General features: G+C 35.9%; 11 protein-coding genes. 6 read left to right on the forward strand and 5 right to left on the reverse strand.

Features of this window, described 5'->3' with window-relative positions; genetic code table 11:
- Positions 1 to 85 precede the first annotated feature (85 nt).
- Positions 86 to 1135, forward strand: a complete 1050-nt coding sequence (locus tag ACF3OC_RS17755) for a ThuA domain-containing protein (RefSeq protein ID WP_094257296.1) — start codon at positions 86 to 88, stop codon at positions 1133 to 1135.
- Between the two features lie 3 nt (positions 1136 to 1138).
- Here the strand turns inward: ACF3OC_RS17755 and ACF3OC_RS17760 are convergent, their stop codons facing one another.
- Positions 1139 to 2392, reverse strand: a complete 1254-nt coding sequence (locus ACF3OC_RS17760; protein WP_318271471.1) for a glycosyltransferase N-terminal domain-containing protein — start codon at positions 2390 to 2392, stop codon at positions 1139 to 1141.
- Between the two features lie 56 nt (positions 2393 to 2448).
- Between ACF3OC_RS17760 and ACF3OC_RS17765 the strand changes: the two genes are divergently transcribed.
- Together ACF3OC_RS17765 and galE are read left to right on the forward strand one after the other, a co-directional pair.
- The gene (locus ACF3OC_RS17765) at positions 2449 to 3423 is read left to right on the forward strand and encodes a UDP-glucuronic acid decarboxylase family protein (RefSeq protein ID WP_094257297.1); all 975 of its coding nucleotides are present in this window, start codon (positions 2449 to 2451) and stop codon (positions 3421 to 3423) included.
- Position 3424: 1 nt separating this feature from the next.
- Positions 3425 to 4453, forward strand: a complete 1029-nt coding sequence (gene galE, locus ACF3OC_RS17770; RefSeq protein ID WP_094257298.1) for a UDP-glucose 4-epimerase GalE — start codon at positions 3425 to 3427, stop codon at positions 4451 to 4453.
- 110 nt (positions 4454 to 4563) lie between these two features.
- On the opposite strand, the gene ACF3OC_RS17775 is transcribed toward galE, so the two are convergent.
- Positions 4564 to 4983, reverse strand: coding sequence for a DUF983 domain-containing protein (locus tag ACF3OC_RS17775; RefSeq protein ID WP_094257299.1), 420 nt, complete (start codon positions 4981 to 4983; stop codon positions 4564 to 4566).
- Between the two features lie 8 nt (positions 4984 to 4991).
- Positions 4992 to 5852: a helix-turn-helix transcriptional regulator gene (locus ACF3OC_RS17780; protein ID WP_182499152.1), complete on the reverse strand. Its 861-nt coding sequence runs from the start codon at positions 5850 to 5852 to the stop codon at positions 4992 to 4994.
- Between the two features lie 172 nt (positions 5853 to 6024).
- Between ACF3OC_RS17780 and ACF3OC_RS17785 the strand changes: the two genes are divergently transcribed.
- Together ACF3OC_RS17785 and mfd are read left to right on the forward strand one after the other, a co-directional pair.
- Entirely contained in the window at positions 6025 to 6579 is a 555-nt protein-coding gene (locus tag ACF3OC_RS17785) for a hypothetical protein (RefSeq protein ID WP_094257301.1), read from the forward strand.
- A 59-nt stretch (positions 6580 to 6638) separates the two neighbouring features.
- A complete protein-coding gene (gene mfd, locus ACF3OC_RS17790) occupies positions 6639 to 9974 on the forward strand; it encodes a transcription-repair coupling factor (RefSeq protein ID WP_392470225.1) in 3336 nt (1111 codons plus the stop codon).
- Between the two features lie 191 nt (positions 9975 to 10165).
- Here the strand turns inward: mfd and ACF3OC_RS17795 are convergent, their stop codons facing one another.
- The gene (locus ACF3OC_RS17795) at positions 10166 to 12661 is read right to left on the reverse strand and encodes a M14 metallopeptidase family protein (protein WP_094257303.1); all 2496 of its coding nucleotides are present in this window, start codon (positions 12659 to 12661) and stop codon (positions 10166 to 10168) included.
- Between the two features lie 113 nt (positions 12662 to 12774).
- Between ACF3OC_RS17795 and ACF3OC_RS17800 the strand changes: the two genes are divergently transcribed.
- Positions 12775 to 13971, forward strand: coding sequence for a PLP-dependent aspartate aminotransferase family protein (locus ACF3OC_RS17800; protein ID WP_094257304.1), 1197 nt, complete (start codon positions 12775 to 12777; stop codon positions 13969 to 13971).
- Between the two features lie 57 nt (positions 13972 to 14028).
- Here ACF3OC_RS17800 and ACF3OC_RS17805 read toward each other — a convergent pair whose 3' ends face one another.
- Positions 14029 to 15966, reverse strand: a complete 1938-nt coding sequence (locus ACF3OC_RS17805) for a glycoside hydrolase family 127 protein (RefSeq protein ID WP_392470229.1) — start codon at positions 15964 to 15966, stop codon at positions 14029 to 14031.
- Positions 15967 to 16011 lie beyond the last annotated feature (45 nt).

The following is a 16011-nucleotide window of genomic DNA, read 5'->3' on the forward strand; positions in this document are numbered from 1 at the left end:
CGTAATAGAACTTTCATGAAATCTTGGAATCTCCAAAGTCCATGAAAGTTCTATTGAATTAATATCAAAAATTTCCAACACAAAAATGAAAAATCAACTCAAACCTAACCGAATTCTTTCATTTTGGAGCCGAAAAATCTTATTGGTAGCTTTTCTATCGATCAGTTTTGGGTTTCATAATTGTATTGCTCAACAGTCAAACTGGCTACACTACAGCCCTGAAAAATCTGTTTCCAAAGGTAAAAAAGTGGTACTTATTTCAGGGGATGAAGAATATCGGTCTGAGGAGAGTTTACCCATGTTGGCGAAAATTTTGACACAAAAACATGGTTTTGAAACTATTGTTTTATTTGCCATAAATCCAGACACTAAGCAGATTGACCCAGAATATCAGAAAAACATTCCAGGGTTGGAGAATCTACAAAATGCGGATTTAATGATTATTGCAAGTCGATTTAGGGAATTGCCTGATTACCAAATGAAATTTGTCGACAATTTTCTAAAAGCGGGCAAACCAGTCATTGGGCTTCGCACTGCGACCCATGCCTTTAATTTCCCTAAGGAGTCCAAAAGTGCCTATAAGCATTATGGGTTCAGCAATCAGGAGGGTGAATGGAAAGGTGGTTTTGGAGGCTTTGTACTTGGTGAAACATGGATTAACCATCATGGAGACCATGGTACAGAAGGTTCATTAGGTTTGACTAATGGTCTTCAAGTAAATGCAAAAAACCCTATTTTAATTGGGGTTGAAGATATTTGGGTTCCATCAGATGTATATGGAATCAAGGATGATCTTCAACAGGCAAAAATCCTTGTCTTTGGTCAACCAACTTTGGGTATGACTGCAGAAAGCCCTGTAAATAGAAAGAAATCCATTATGCCAGTTGCCTGGACTAAAGATTATCAAATTCCAGGAGGAAAAAAAGGAAAGGTTTTTACAACCACAATGGGATCTTCAATTGATCTTTTGGATCAAAACTTAAGAAGATTAATTGTGAATGCGAGTTATTGGGCAGTAGGATTAGAAAACGAAATTAAAGCTGATTCCAATGTTGACCCAATTGGAGATTACCAACCAATTATGTTTGGCTTTGGGACTCATAAAAAGGGAAAATATCCTAAGGATTATCAATAAGAATTATACTCTGTTCAACAATTTTTCGGTTTCCAGATATTTCATAATAATTTGGGTTGCACCGGAACGTTGTTGAACATAGTTTTTTGCAGCCAAACTGGCTTTCAATAGTTTCTCGGAATTTGACAGAGCTTGGTAGACTTCATTAAGCTCTTTTTCATTTGCGATCGAGAATCCAGCACCTAATTCCAATAAATCTATGGCTTCCTGAAACTTTTCATATTTAGGACCAAATATGACGGGCATTCCATAAGTAGCCGCTTCCAAGGTATTATGGATCCCTACCCCAAATCCACCGCCGATATAAGCAATTCTTCCAAAATAATACAAGGAGGATAACATGCCAATATTATCAATAATCAATTGTCTGGATACAGCAATTTGTTGGTCGGTATAGGTATTGAATTTTGAAAACAATAAGGCATGCGGGAATAGCTTTAAGATTTGGTCAATATGCTCTTGATGAATTTCATGAGGAGCAATAATTGCTTTCAAATCTTTATTTTTTTCCAATAAATCTTTTAGCAGGATTTCATCAGGTTGCCATGTACTTCCAGCGACTAGAACAGAATCCTTACCTACAAATCTTTGAACTTCTGGAATATCTTTATGTTGTTTTGGCAATTCGACAACACGGTCAAATCGAGTATCACCGGCTAATCCGGCATTCGTTATTCCTATCCATTTTAACATATGAACACTTTCGTTATTCTGGGTAAAAAAGAAGGACACATTTTTGAGAATAGACCTAAAGAAACCACCGTATTGCTTAAAGAACACCTGGTTTTCTCTAAAGATCGCTGATATCATTAATAATCTAATTTTTCTCTTATTTAATTCCTTAAAGTAATGGTACCAGTATTCATATTTTGTGAACACGGCAAATTTTGGGTTTATCAAATCTAAAAATCTACGTGAATTCCTAGGAGTATCTGCTGGTAAATAGAAGACATAATCTGCCAAGGCTGTGTTTTTTCTGATTTCATAACCTGAGGGCGAGAAAAATGTTACAATTATTTTTTCGTTAGGATAACGTATTTTGATTTGCTCCATTACGGCTCTACCCTGTTCAAATTCTCCTAAGGATGCGAAGTGGAACCAAATGTATTCTTGATCTTTTTCAACCGTTTGTTCAATACGTTGGAGCAGATCCTTACGACCGTTTAGGAGGAGCTTTGCTTTGGCATTAAAGAGAGCAAAGACCCGTAGCAACAAGCCGTAAATTAAAATCCCCAAGTCGTAAAGAAAACGCATCATGTTAAAATATTACTTATATTCGTCAAAGATATTTAAACCTTTTCAAATTCACTATTGTGCAAGAAAACAAGCGCAAACGAATATTAATCACTGGAGCGGCTGGATTTTTAGGATCCCATCTATGTGACCATTTTATTGAATTAGGATTTCATGTCATAGGGATGGATAATTTAGTGACGGGAGACCTTAGAAATATCGAACATCTCTTCCATCTACCGAATTTCGAGTTTTACCATCATGATGTTTCCAAATTTGTACATGTCCCGGGGGAACTCCATTATATTCTACACTTTGCTTCACCGGCAAGCCCCATTGATTATCTGAAGATTCCGATTCAAACCTTAAAGGTAGGTTCATTGGGAACACATAATTTATTAGGGTTAGCCAAAAGTAAAAACGCTAGAATCCTTGTTGCCTCAACCTCTGAAGTTTATGGAGATCCTTTGGTTTCACCACAAAATGAAGAATATTGGGGGAATGTAAATCCTGTAGGACCAAGAGGGGTTTATGATGAGGCGAAGCGGTTCCAAGAAGCGATGACCATGGCCTATCATAATTTTCATGGACTTGAGACTAGAATAGCCAGGATTTTCAACACCTTTGGCCCGCGGATGCGCCTTGAGGATGGTCGAGCATTACCGACTTTTATTTCCCAAGCTTTACAGAACCAAGATGTAACTGTTTTTGGAGATGGCCAACAAACCCGATCATTTATATATGTCTCTGACCAAGTGGAAGGGATTTGTAAGCTATTATTCAGTGATTATCAATTTCCAATCAACATAGGAAATCCTGATGAGATGACTTTAATAGATATGGCAAAAGAGATCATTGAATTAACGGAAAGTAGTTCAAATATTATTTTTGAGGCCCTTCCAGTAGATGATCCTAAAAAAAGGCGTCCTGATATTTCGAAGGCCAGGGAAATTCTAAATTGGGAGCCGAAGATTTCAAGGCTAGAAGGACTTGAAAAAACAATTAAATACTATAAAACATTATTTAAAGAACAAGCAACGATAAAATCGAAATAAAATGAGTAAAATACTAGTTACCGGTGGTACCGGATTTATTGGATCACATACAGTTGTAGAACTTCACAATGCAGGCTATACTCCTGTTCTAGTTGATAATCTTTCAAATTCAAATATTAAAATCTTGGATCAAATTGAAAAAATCATTGGTGTGAAGCCAGAATTTCATCAATTTGACCTATGCGACACTGAGAAAGTAAATGAATTTGTAAAGTCAAATCCAGATATTTCAGGTATTATCCATTTTGCTGCTTCAAAGGCAGTAGGAGAATCAGTTCAGAACCCTTTGAAATACTATCATAACAATTTCTTCTCATTAATCAATTTATTAGAGGCATATCGCGATAAACCAATCAACTTTGTATTTTCCTCAAGTTGTACGGTTTATGGGGAGCCAGATGCGCTTCCTGTAACGGAAAGTGCTCCAGTAAAAAAGGCGACCTCACCATATGGCAACACGAAGCAGATTGCTGAAGAAATTCTTGAAGAAACAGCCAAGGCAAATCAAAACTATCAATTTGTAGCCTTACGTTATTTCAATCCAGTTGGTGCTCATAGTTCTGCACTTATTGGAGAATTGCCTATTGGAATTCCTCAGAATCTATTACCATTCATCACTCAAACGGCCATTGGGAAGCGCGAAAAATTAACTGTATTTGGGGATGATTATGAGACAGAAGATGGATCAGCAGTTAGGGATTATATCCATGTTGTAGATTTAGCAAAAGCGCACGTGGCTGCGATTAAATTGTTAGAAAAAGGAAATCCAAACGGTAATTATGATGTATTCAACATTGGTACTGGCAATGGATATTCTGTATTAGAAGCTATCAAAGCATTTGAATCAGCATCAGGTCAAAAGTTAAATTATGAGGTTGGACCACGTCGTGAAGGAGACATCATCAAGGTTTGGGGAGATGTTACAAAATCTACGAAGGAACTAGGATGGAAAGCAGAATTAGGAATTGATGAAATGATGTCCTCTGCTTGGGAATGGGAAAAATATTTGAAGGAAAATCCTATTCAGTAATTTTTAGATATCAATAAAGAGATAGAAAGACTGTCAATTTTAATATCTCATTTTAAATACAAAGAAGGCTCTTGATAATTTCAAGAGCCTTCTTTATTTGATTGCAGATTCTATTTTCCTTCTTCTTTTACTCTTTCAAATATTTTCGGATTGAACTTAAATGAAGGAGTCATCAAATACAATAGGATGATTCTAGAATAACGATTATTAAAAGGTGCCATAATCAAAGTTACGGCCAATGCCACTATTACGTATAACCAGGGACTTTCTAGATTTCCTGACAATAAATAGGTAGCCACACAAGCTGTAACTAACTCAGCCACACTTAATGCATAGCTAACGTACATAGCGACATAAAAATAACCGGGTTCCTTTTCAAATTTCAAATCACATGCTGGACATCTTTCCAACATTTTTTTTGATTTAAAACTTAATAGCGGAGCAGCGAACATATTTCCTGTTCTACACCTCGGGCATTTCCCTTCGATCGCGCTTTTCAATTCGGAAGGAATGGTATATTTTGTTTCCATATTAATATTTACGTCCATTGTGATTTTCTGAATTCTTCGGGTGTTTTACCCTCTACTTTTTTAAAAAACTTAGTAAAATAGGAGTTATCATTAAAGCTCAACTCATAAGCTACTTGAGATATTGTCCAATCAGGCAATATCAATAAGCGCTTAGCTTCCAACATGATTCTATTCCTAATTACCTCCCCTGCTTGTAAGCCCAAATATTCCTTACATACGGAATTTAAATGATTGGGAGTTACGAATAATAATTCTGCATATTCCTTTGGCAAATGCAATTCCTTATATCTCTGATCTACCAATGAAATAAAGTTCTTGATTAAAACCAAGTGATAATCAATTGATTTTGCCGGAAAATTCGGAATATATGCTTGATCAAATCTCAACAAGATATATAATAATAGAGATCGTTTTAAGTCGATCGATACGGTTCGACTGTTAATTTCTATTAATTGATCAAACAATTGTGAAATTTCCTTCACTTGATACTCTTCTAAAACAAATACCCCATCATTCAAAGATGAAAATAGATCCAGATTTTCGACGTAATCAGGTTGAATTAATAAAGATTTAAAATAATCAATATCAAAGTTGACTATATAGCCTTTCATTTCACCTTCAAACATCCAAGAATGAACTTGTCCAGGTCCCATAAAATAAACCTGACCAGGCACGATCTTATATTGCTTAAAATCTATTTCATGCATTCCCGCCCCTGAAAGGAATAACAACATTTGGTAGAAATTGTGTCGATGAGGGAATACTAGGTTATTATTCTTTCCCAAATAAACCTCAAGACGATCCGCCAGAAAGTGTTTATCCTCTTTATAGGATACTGTACATTGCTCTAAAACAGGTATCTTGTGCATACAATACAAAGGTAAACAATAACTACCATCAGGAATGGTATAATACCCATTATCAATGGTGTTTTTTACTTATAACAAATTAAATCAACTTAATTTTGATTGAAATAGTACCATTGCCAGGAACGTATATGGTATTTATTGTATTATTATAGATGTATACTTATCTTTATTCATGTCATTACACAAAGATCAAGAACTCAAGGAAGCTGTCCTCAATCTACCTTCAAAAGAAAAAGATAAACTCCTCGTAAGGTTAATAAATAAGGATAAAATGCTATTGAAACAATTGCATTATGAATTACTTGAAGACGAAACTGACCTTGAAGATCGAATTTTTGATTTAAAGAAGAATCTGGAGTCCTTGTTTGAGATAAACAATAATAAGACAAAAAATCTGCCTCAATATTCAAACTATAAGAGTTTGAATAGTACATTTAGGCAGGCCAGTGGAATGATTAATGAACATGAAAAAATCACAAAAGATAAGTTCTCAGTTGTAGAATGTCGATTATTAATACTTCAGGAGGCATTTGATCGATACCCTTCTCTTTTTGGCCCCTCAGCTCTATCCCCTGCATTCAAATTACATAAGTATATCAGTGCACGAATAAAGAACGTTGTTAAAATCTTTGATGCCTTACATGAGGATTTTCAGTTTGACCTTAAAGATCAAATGGATTATGTTTTAGAATTTGCTCACAATCACAAATTAGATCAAGGTTTATAGGTCTATAGACTAAATAAAATCCCCAAGCATTTTTTGTAAATTTGCAAAAATATACTAACGTGAATATCCAAGAAATATTAAATAAATACATCCAATCCGAACAAGTCAAGCGCTTTAGCAACAGTATTCAAGATGGGAAACCAAAAATTCATTTAAAAGGATTAGTAGGTTCATCAGATGCTATGTTTGCTGCTGCTTGTTATGCAGAGGAGAAAAAATTAAACGTATTTATTTTGCCTACTCATGAGGATGCATCGTATTTCTTGAGCGATTTAGAGAGTTTATTTGATACTCAAATATTGTTTTTCCCTTCCTCTTATCGAAAAGCATTTGATTTCACGATATTGGATAGTGCGAATGTACTACAGCGTGCTGAAACGTTGAGTTCCTTAAATCGGAATTCAGAATTACCAAAAATTGTGGTAACCTATCCAGAGGCTATAGCAGAGAAAGTAATCAATAAACAAGATCTTGAGAAAAACACGTTAGAAATTCGGGTTGGCATAAAATTAAGCATTGATTTCATAAATGAGTTTCTCTATGAATATGATTTTGAGCGAGTAGATTTTGTTTATGAACCGGGACAATTTGCCATCCGTGGTGGTATTGTGGACATTTTTTCATTCTCGAATGATTTACCGTATAGGATTGAGTTTTTTGGGGATGAAATTGAGAGTATCCGAACCTTTGATATTGAATCACAGCTTTCTGTGAATAAGATAAATTCGGTTACTATTGTACCGAATGTTCAAGCGAAATTTTTGACCAACAATCATATCTCTCTTTTAGAATACATCGATAAAGATTCTGTTATATGGATCAAGGATGTGCAATTCACATTAGACATTATTAGCGAGGGGTATAAAAAGGCATCCAAATATTGGAAAGCCTTAACTGAGAAAGATATTAAGGATAATCCTGATTGGGTAGATCCCAGATTTACTTTTACGGATGACAAAAACTTCAGCGCCATGCTTTTTGAGTATCCGCTTGTAGAATTTGGAAAACAATTTTTCTATAAGCCGGATCTGGAACTTAGTTTTGATACTCATCCTCAACCCTCATTCAATAAGGATTTCAATTTGCTAATCCACAATTTCAATGAAAACGAAAAACATGCGATACATAATTACATATTTTCGGATTCTACCAAGCAAATTGAAAGGATTTATGCTATTCTAGAGGATTTGGACAACACTGTCACCTTTACTCCTATTTACAAGGCTTTACGAGAAGGTTTTAGGGATGATAAGATTAAAGTGGCTTGTTATACTGACCATCAAATCTTTGATCGATATTATAAATATAAGCGTCGAAAGGGTTATGAACGCTCACAGGCGATTACCTTAAAGGAGTTAAGTGAGCTTAAACCGGGAGATTATATCACCCATATTGACCATGGAGTTGGAAAGTATGCGGGATTGGAGAAAGTTGATGTCAATGGAAAAAGTCAGGAGATGATCAGGTTGGTTTATGCCGACAATGATTTATTGTATGTCAATATCAACTCCTTGAATAGAATTTCCAAATACTCTGGAAAAGAGGGTACAGTTCCTAAAATGAATAAACTAGGAACAGATGCTTGGGAAAAACTAAAGAAAACCACAAAGAAAAAAGTAAAGGATATTGCCCGTGATTTGATTATGCTTTATGCGAAACGTAAGGCTCAGACAGGTAATGCTTTTAGTCCTGACACATATTTACAGCGAGAATTAGAGGCTTCATTTATTTATGAAGACACCCCTGATCAAGAAAAAGCTACTGCAGACTTTAAGAAAGACATGGAGTCACCGCATCCAATGGATCGATTAGTCTGTGGAGATGTGGGATTTGGCAAGACAGAAGTTGCGATTCGAGCTGCTTTTAAGGCCGTGGCGGACAGCAAGCAAGTTGCGGTATTAGTTCCTACGACGATCTTAGCCCTTCAACATTTCAGAACCTTTTCTGAACGTTTAAAAGGGATGCCAGTAAATATTGACTACATCAATCGTTTCAAGACTTCCAAACAAATTAAGGACACCCTTAAAAGGCTCCAAGAGGGGAAAATCGACATTATTATCGGAACTCATCGGTTGGTAAGTAAAGATGTTAAGTTTAAGGACTTAGGCTTGATGATCATTGATGAGGAGCAAAAGTTTGGGGTTTCTGTTAAGGAGAAATTAAAAGTAATGCGAGCAAATGTAGACTCCTTAACATTAACAGCCACACCTATTCCAAGAACATTACACTTTTCCCTAATGGGCGCGAGAGATTTGAGTATTATTTCAACTCCGCCACCCAACAGACAACCTGTTCAAACGGAACTTCATGTTTTCAATGAGAACCTGATCAAAGAAGCAGTTAGCTTTGAGGTTGATCGTGGGGGTCAAGTTTTCTTTATCCACAATCGGGTCGCTGACCTTCCACAATTAGGGATGTTAATTCGAAAATTGGTTCCTGGAGTTAGAGTTGGGATTGCGCATGGTCAATTGGAAGGTGATGACCTAGAAGATGTAATGTTAAAGTTTATTAACCATGAATATGATGTGTTAATTGCTACTACTATTATTGAAGCAGGGTTAGACATTCCAAATGCAAATACGATCATTATTAATCAGGCACATATGTTTGGATTAAGTGATTTGCACCAAATGCGTGGACGTGTTGGTCGATCCAACAAGAAGGCCTTCTGTTATTTACTAAGTCCGCCATTATCTACCCTGACGAGTGAGGCCTATAAACGTCTCTCTGCTATTGAGGAATTCTCTGAATTAGGATCTGGATTCAATGTAGCCATGCGTGATTTAGATATTCGTGGATCTGGAAATTTATTAGGAGCAGAACAATCCGGTTTCATCGCTGAGATAGGTTTTGAAATGTATAATAAAATCCTCGATGAAGCGGTTCAGGAGTTAAAAGATGATGAATTTGGAGAGTTATTCGCTGATGAGGAAAACAGAAAATATGTGACCTTCACACAGATTGACACTGACCTTGAGGTCATGATTCCCGATGAATATGTGACCAATGTTTCGGAGCGATATAACCTATATAACGATATTTCGAAGTTAAAGGATGAGGGACAACTACAAAAATTCGAAAAGGAATTAATTGATAGATTTGGTCCCATTCCTGAACAAGTATTTGAATTGTTTAATACCCTTAGACTACAATGGCTTGGGAAAGAAATTGGCTTGGAGAAGATATCCTACAAGAAACATGTTTTAAAGGGCTATTTTGTTAATAATCCGAAGTCCAGTTATTATCAGTCAGATAGTTTTGGGAAGGTATTAACCTTTGTCCAACAGCATTCGAGCAATTCAAATATGAAAGAGGTAAAAGGTCAATTAAGAATTGCTATCAATAATGTCAATAGTATAGAATATGCTATTGAGTTATTGAAACAAATGCGTTAATCTAATATTGGGGTCTAATGGCTGTATTGTATAAAAACACAAAATAACCTAAGAAAAACTTTATATAATGACGTATTCGCCTCGATTTCTTTTTATTTACTGATATATTTCTCTGCATAAAAAAAAGTCCTAATACTTATTATCAAAATTAATAAGCATTAGGACTGAAATCAATCCCCAGAATTGGGTATTTATTCTATTCCAAAGAAGGTTGCATTGGCCATAATCAATTTACCACTTTCCCAGAAGTTTCTGAAAAGCACATTATCTGTCAGGTAAATAACTGATCCTCTTCCAATATTTTCGGTTCCAAAGACCAATCCATTCTTTAATTTTTTTGCCAAGCTATGACCGACAAAACCGCTCATTTTTGAGTTTTCTGTAATATATCCAACATTCCAACCTTTGCCAGGTTCGAAGTATTGAAATAAGTTTTCATCTTGCTTTAAGGTAAAATAATCTTGTACCCCAAACATCAACGGGTGGGAAGCATCAAATGTTACCCTAAAAATAGCGCCGGCAGTATAATTTTCCAATGCTCCACGTTCTCTGTCTCCATATTTTTTCAACGGACTAGGTTTGGTTTTAGAGGAGCTATCTTGCTTCACAGTTTTTAAGCCTGACCAAGTTTGACCAGCCAATTGACTAACAGCACTTTCCAAAGCAATTACCTTTCCTCCTTTTTTTATCCAATTAAAAAATTCATCACTTTGTGTCTTATCTTTCAAAAAGGAATAACTACCATTAGGCATAATAAACACATCAATTTCATCCCACTCTACCCTTGAAAAGTCAGTAGGATTAATTAATACAATAGGATATTCTAATTGCTGATCAAAATAATGCCATACCTCACCTACATTAGTTGCACGAATTCCTTCTCCCGCCATCATCATTACCTTAGGAGCTTTGATGGTCTTAACATCAGAACTACCTAAATCCTTGCCGCCTTCTACAATTCCAGATGCTATAGCATAGGTCTTTACTTGAAGCCTATCAGCTTCCTCTTTCAATATTTTTTCAGTATTAATCTGCTTATTGCCGTTCTTCATCACCAGAATAGATCCTTTCGGAAAATCTTCAGAACCTATCTTAAAACTTTGATCCGATACCTTTACTGTGATTTTATTGCGGAGTAGGGCAGCTAATAATTTTGCGGATGTAAAGCCATCGCATTTTATAGCATATCCAAAATTAGAGCCTGTTGTATTATTAATTTTTTCTAATTGATAAGGATTTAGATTTGAGATTTTAGATTGACTAGCAATTGCTGGCAATCCATATACATAAGGCAAAGACCAAGCTGTTATATCGTAAGTAACTGAATCTGTAAGTTTTGCTTCAGGCTCAAATAACACTCTAATCAATGCTGCTTTCGATTGATTCCCAGGAATGACAACGTCTTTATCTGTAAGTGAATGATTTTGTTCTTTTTTGGAGAAATAATCCATGCCTTTCACTGATCCAGAAGAAGAATAATAGTTGATTTTATTCTTATCCAATAGTTCTAATAAGGCGCGAATACTTTTATCTCGTGAATTATCATATTTAATGATATAGCTTTGGAAAGATGACAGTTTACCTGAAGCGGCTTCATCTCCAAATTTTTTAAACTCTGAGACCACTTTTGCGGCATTTTGAGAAACTATTTCAATGACATTCAATCCTGATGCATGATGTTGAATAGCACGATCTACTAAGGTTAAAGTATCTTTATCATCTGTATAAACCCCTAAACCAGCTGATCCATTTCCTGCTTTTTCAAAGGTCATACCAATGGCACCCGAGTAAATTGGATAGGTATCTCCATATGAAGGGTAGAACAAATCGAAGCGTTCTTTAGTAAAATATAACCAGCCTTTTGAATCAAAATATTTAGCATTATGCTTTCCAATTGTGGTTTGAAACTCACGTTGCCATGGAGTTATCACTTCATGTAGAGGCTCGGCAGCTGGGGGGAAATAATAAGGAGAATTAATTCCTTGTTCATGGAAGTCAACATGAATATGTGGCAACCATTTATTATAAATTACGGCTCTTAAAGTGCTCTCACGTTGGGTTTGCCAAGCCCAATCTCTATTCATATCGAAGTAGTAATGATTATATCGTCCTCCCGGCCATGGTTCACGATGTTCTCTAGCATACAATTCAGGGTTATATTTTACTCCAACTACAGAATTATACCAATTATTATAACGTTCTGTTCCATCCGGATTTAAACATGGATCAATAATTACCAAGGTATTTTCTAGCCAGGTTTTACTTTTAGAGTTGTTGGGATTAACTAATTCGAATAATGTCATCATGGATGCTTCAATGGAAGAAGTCTCGTTACCATGGATATTATTACTTATCCACACGATAGCAGGGCTGCTACTATTTCCTTCACCTTCCAGGGCATGAGCTAATTTTAAATTATTCGTCCGGATATTTTCTAGATTTCCGATGTTTTGGGCTGAGGAAATGTAAAAAACTCGAAGAGGCCTTCCTTCGGTTGTTTCACCATAGGATTCCATTTTTATTTGATTAGGCACCTGATTGGCCAGATATTGATAGTACTCCAATACTTTCCAATGAGGTGTCACCTTTGAACCGACCTGATATCCCAGGAATTCAGCTGGTGATTTAATTTGTCCAAAGGAAAGTGTAGAAATAAAACAAGCCAAGATGGCAAGCATTTTTTTCATAGTATATGAGGTTAATTAGGGTTTATTACATTTAATTATTTCGATGCTGAAATTAAGGATTTACAACTTATTTTTTTAATTTTCAGTCCTTTATTTTATTAAAACAACCTGATATGTCTCATTTAGAAACCGACCTGATCCATAAAGGCCATGAATTCAACAACAGCAAAGCTGTTGTGACCCCTATTTATCAAACATCCACCTACTTTGCAGATGCGGATTTGCATGAATATATTATTGCTGCCACGGAAACGAAGAACCCGAATTTCTATCATCGACATGGTAATCCAACAAATTCTCAGGTTGCGGCAATTGTTGCAAGCTTAGAAAAAACTGAGGATGCTTTGGTATTTGCAACTGGAATGGCTGCGATCAGTACAGCGATATTATCAGTGGTTAAAGCTGGTGATCATATTATCACGCAAAATTCTTTATACTCAGGAGCAATGCTCTTCTTCAAGAACTTTTTAACGGAGTATGCTGTAGAAGTAACCCATGTTGATCAAAAGGATAATGCGGCATTTGAGAATGCAATTAAAGAGAACACAAGACTTATTTATGTAGAGACACCCTCTAATCCAAATCTTGATGTAACCGACTTACAATTTATTGGAAGCCTTGGTAAGAAATATAATTTGACGACCATGGCTGATAATACTTTTGCTTCACCGATGAACCAAAACCCTAAGGATTTTGGAATTGATGTCATTGTACATTCAGCCACAAAATATCTAGGCGGCCATAGTGATCTTACTGCCGGAGTTGTTTGTGGGACAAAAGATTATATTGAGAAAGTTTGGAAAAGATCCTTGATGCTGGGAGGTTCACTTAGTCCATTTGATTCGTGGTTATTGCTGAGAGGATTAAAAACTTTATCAATGCGGGTGAATCAAATTAACCAAAACGCTTTGACATTAGCTGAGTTTTTTGAGAATCATCCAGCCATCAAACATGTTGCTTATGTTGGTTTAAAATCACATCCACAATATGATCTTGTCCAAAAACAGATGCGAGGTGGAACAGGGATGTTATGTATAGAGGTTATTGGTGACAATGAAGATATAGCATACAAGAATGCACAATCTGTTCTAAATAAATTAAAGATTTTTGCAAATGCAGCAAGTCTAGGTGGGGTTGAATCTCTGGTTGTCCATCCTGCAAGTATGTGGGGGAGCCACCATGATAAGTCCCAAAAATCAACTTCTGGAATTACGACAGGAATGCTAAGAATATCGGTTGGAATTGAACATATTGACGATTTGATCGCAGATTTTGACAATGCGCTAAAAGGATTACAACATACTGAGTGAAGAATCTCTTAAAACAAACATGCTTCGAAACTCTCGAAGCATGTTTGTTTATGAATATTATTTGTTCCTACCTATATCTGTGATTTCTTCTGGTATCCAGACCTGCATTTTACTTTTACCCCTATTATTCCAAAGAAAATAAGGAATCGCAGTGATTTCTTTATCTTCCTGAAGGTTATTAGAAATGATTGGAGCTCTAAATTGAATCACATTTGTTCCTCCCAATAAATCTGGTTTATAACTCACCTTGAATTCCGTGTTTTCAGGGATAATTAAACCATCTTTAGCATTAGGGTTATCAATATCTTCAACGGCGTAAACTATAGGACCATATTGCAGTGCAACACGATTTTTATTCGCCTTCATAGCATCCGAGGAGACAATCCTTTGGACTTCCATATCCATATTCAAATCGATTTTATCTCCTTTTTTCCACTTTCTATTGATTTTTAAATAGCCATCAATAAGGGCAGCTTTGATTGGTTTTCCATTTACAGTAACTGTATAATTATTGGTTTTGTTATTTTTATAGTGGTACAATGAACCTGGAACTGGTTCTTTTAACCATCCTGGAATTCTAAGAAATACAGCAAATGCTTTTGCTTTTTTAAGGTTAATCTCAATAGACACATTTCCATTCCAAGGGTAATTCCCTGATTGTTTTACAAAAACTTCATTTTTATTCAGGTCCACTGTAGTTTCACTACCTACAAATAAATTGACATATAGATCTGTTGCAGAGCGACTGTAAATATATGATCCTAAGGAAGAAACTAGTCTAGCAATATTAGAGGGACAACAAGCTGTTCCAAACCATTCACTACGTTCATAATTCCCGTCAGAAGCTAAAGGATTTCCATAGAAGAATCGGTTTCCAGTTAAACTGATGCCATCTATTGCAGCATTGTACAAAGTTCTTTCCAATACATCGATATATTTCGATTGAGCGGAAAGCATATTCATTCTTTGGTTCCAGAATACCATACCCACCGAGGCACAAGTTTCGCAATAGGCAGATTCATTTGGGAGGTCATAGGGTTTTCCGAAGCCCTCATTGGAGCCTTGAGCCCCGATGCCACCAGTGATATAATAATGTTTATTTACTACATCGTCCCATATTGCATCCATTGTTTTTACATAACCAACATCTTTTGTTTCAGAAGCAATATCCGCCACTCCGCTATATAAATACATCGCTCGGACGGCATGACCTGTTATTTTTCTTTGATCACGTACTGGAATATCATCCTGAGCATATTCAGGAGCTTTCCATTCATCCCATATCTTTCCAACACCATGACCTTTACCACGTTGCTCTACAAACCAATCTGCCAGCTGTAAATATCGTTTTTCATTTGTTTGATGATATAATTTCATCAAAGCCAATTCAATTCCTTCATGTCCAGTTACCCAAGGCTTATTGGGGATTCGAAAATAGTTATCAATATGATCAGCAAACTTAATTGCAACTTTCAAAAGTTTAACCTTACCCGTTGTATTGTAATAGGCAATGCCTGCTTCAATCAAATGACCTGCACAATAATCCTCATGCCGCTCCATATCTTTCCAACGATTCTCGAGTCCATTTAAAGTATAATAGGTGTTCAAATAACCATCAGGCTGTTGAGCTGCGGCTATTTTATCAATCCATTGATCGGTATTGGCTTCCAATTCCTGATTTGGATAATTCTTTAGGGAATAGGCTATTGCTTCGATAGCTTTATAAACATCGGAATCATCATAATAAATCCCTTCATGTTGACCAGATCCTTTAGCAACCTTTTCAAAATTTCTAATGCGACCAGTTTTTTCCTCAGTATAACTTACACAAGCATCAATAGTAGAGGTAGCAACTTTTTCCAGTTGAGGAGACCAAAAATTATCTTCAATAGCAACTTTAGAAAAATTAATCGGGAAAATCTTTTGAGAAGGAGATTGTCCTAAGAGATGTGTAGAGAACAACAGCCCTAAGGAACAGATAAATAAACCTTTCATAATTTGGGGATTCAGGATGAGAAAAAAATAAAGCTAGAAGGGTAA

Origin of the sequence: Sphingobacterium cellulitidis (genome assembly GCF_043187465.1) — a bacterium.
Classification (GTDB): Bacteria; Bacteroidota; Bacteroidia; order Sphingobacteriales; family Sphingobacteriaceae; genus Sphingobacterium; species Sphingobacterium cellulitidis.

Bases quoted from the DNA above. Each gene is read 5' to 3' on its own strand.
- ACF3OC_RS17755 (WP_094257296.1), top strand. From the start codon at position 86: ATGAAAAATCAACTCAAACCTAACCGAATTCTTTCATTTTGGAGCCGA.
- ACF3OC_RS17760 (WP_318271471.1), bottom strand. From the start codon at position 2,392: ATGATGCGTTTTCTTTACGACTTGGGGATTTTAATTTACGGCTTGTTG.
- galE (WP_094257298.1), top strand. From the start codon at position 3,425: ATGAGTAAAATACTAGTTACCGGTGGTACCGGATTTATTGGATCACAT.
- ACF3OC_RS17775 (WP_094257299.1), bottom strand. From the start codon at position 4,983: ATGGAAACAAAATATACCATTCCTTCCGAATTGAAAAGCGCGATCGAA.
- ACF3OC_RS17780 (WP_182499152.1), bottom strand. From the start codon at position 5,852: ATGCACAAGATACCTGTTTTAGAGCAATGTACAGTATCCTATAAAGAG.
- ACF3OC_RS17785 (WP_094257301.1), top strand. From the start codon at position 6,025: ATGTCATTACACAAAGATCAAGAACTCAAGGAAGCTGTCCTCAATCTA.
- ACF3OC_RS17795 (WP_094257303.1), bottom strand. From the start codon at position 12,661: ATGAAAAAAATGCTTGCCATCTTGGCTTGTTTTATTTCTACACTTTCC.
- ACF3OC_RS17800 (WP_094257304.1), top strand. From the start codon at position 12,775: ATGTCTCATTTAGAAACCGACCTGATCCATAAAGGCCATGAATTCAAC.
- ACF3OC_RS17805 (WP_392470229.1), bottom strand. From the start codon at position 15,966: ATGAAAGGTTTATTTATCTGTTCCTTAGGGCTGTTGTTCTCTACACAT.